Annotated in this window: 2 protein-coding genes; both read right to left on the reverse strand. The window is 32.7% G+C overall.

Annotated features, from left to right (window positions below):
* Positions 1-50: 50 nt before the first annotated feature.
* Positions 51-515, reverse strand: a complete 465-nt coding sequence (locus ACIFOT_RS32540; protein WP_430073163.1) for a hypothetical protein — start codon at positions 513-515, stop codon at positions 51-53.
* A gap of 260 nt (positions 516-775) precedes the next feature.
* Positions 776-1,252, reverse strand: a complete 477-nt coding sequence (locus ACIFOT_RS32545) for a hypothetical protein (protein WP_430073166.1) — start codon at positions 1,250-1,252, stop codon at positions 776-778.
* Positions 1,253-1,383 lie beyond the last annotated feature (131 nt).

Raw genomic sequence — 1,383 nt, forward strand, 5'->3', positions numbered from 1 at the left:
CCAGAAACATTTCGCACAACATAAGCACCCGTTACTTGAATAAGGATAGCTTAATAAATTTGATAATAAATTCCCTGCCATTTTTTATCAGGCATATCATATTCTTTTCGCAAGGACACTTCAAGATTTTCCATAAAAGAAATGTACCGTTTTAAACTTTTTATAAGTCCACTTAAGTCATCTTTAAGAATTTCATAATAAGTATTATCCCATAGTTTAATGTACTGCTCTTCAATTTCTGCTAAAGTGCTTTTTCCCGTCTCATTAAGCAGCACTATATTTTTATCTTGAACAGCATCAACAATCTTAATTGAGAGAATACACCAATATGCCTCCATAGTTGAACCCTCAGTAAGATGAAACGGACTTATCACTAGATCATCAATGCAGTTTAAATTCTCTGTTATTTTAGGAAGAATTTTAATATCTTCAAGGGAAAAGTACAAATCCCCATTTAGGAAATGACCTCCAGTTAACTTCTCCAACTCCTCAGAACAAAGTTCACCAAAGTCCACATTTTTCCCTCCAAATCCTAAGTTTTAATTTTATTTTATCAAATCCTTGTTAAACTAACCTGCTCCTATAGCTGAATAAGAAAAGGGATAGCCGCAGCCATCCCGATCTTTAACTCTTGAACCCGTTACTATAAGTGCGGCTTTTTACATCATTCGTGCTAGGAATTGCAGGCATATTAACCTCTCTTTATTTATCTCTGCAGATATGGTTTACTCCGTAGAACTTCTTCCCTGTACTGCATACTATTATTGGTTCACTCTTATTTTCCTTTCCTTTTCAAACGATTAAAGATGCTTGCGATATTTTCAAGCAGAAACAAAAGAATTGAAAAAAAAACGAAAAAGACGCTTAAATTAAAAATAACGCTATCATACCCAAATAACCAACCGAAATCCTCATAAAAATCAATGTCTGATATTTTATCGACATAGACGACATGAAATTCACCACGATTCAACATATCAAAAAACTGATGGTAGGAAATGATGCCAAAAACAACAGAAAGGATAAACGAAAAGCAAGAAATGAAAAACCACTTTGTCTTTGTATTGACCAAATGCCCACAAAATTTTTTTATCAGGTAAAACGAAATGAATGAAATTGAACATGCAAGGTAAAACGGATGCATACAAATCAAACTATACATAAAGGTATCACCATTCACATAAATATTCACAAATGCTTCAAAAAGGCAAAAACAAAATAGTAATAAACCGATTGACAAAACAACTAACATTTAAAAACCCCTCTCCACTTTTTTAGAGTTCGCGTTTAAAAATGTACCAAAATTACTTGTTTTATCTAATCTTATTCTAGGTAATTGGTATGAATACCTTCTTGAACTAAACTCCCTCAATAAAGAAAGCG

The sequence above is a fragment of the Neobacillus sp. NRS-1170 genome, from assembly GCF_050468025.1.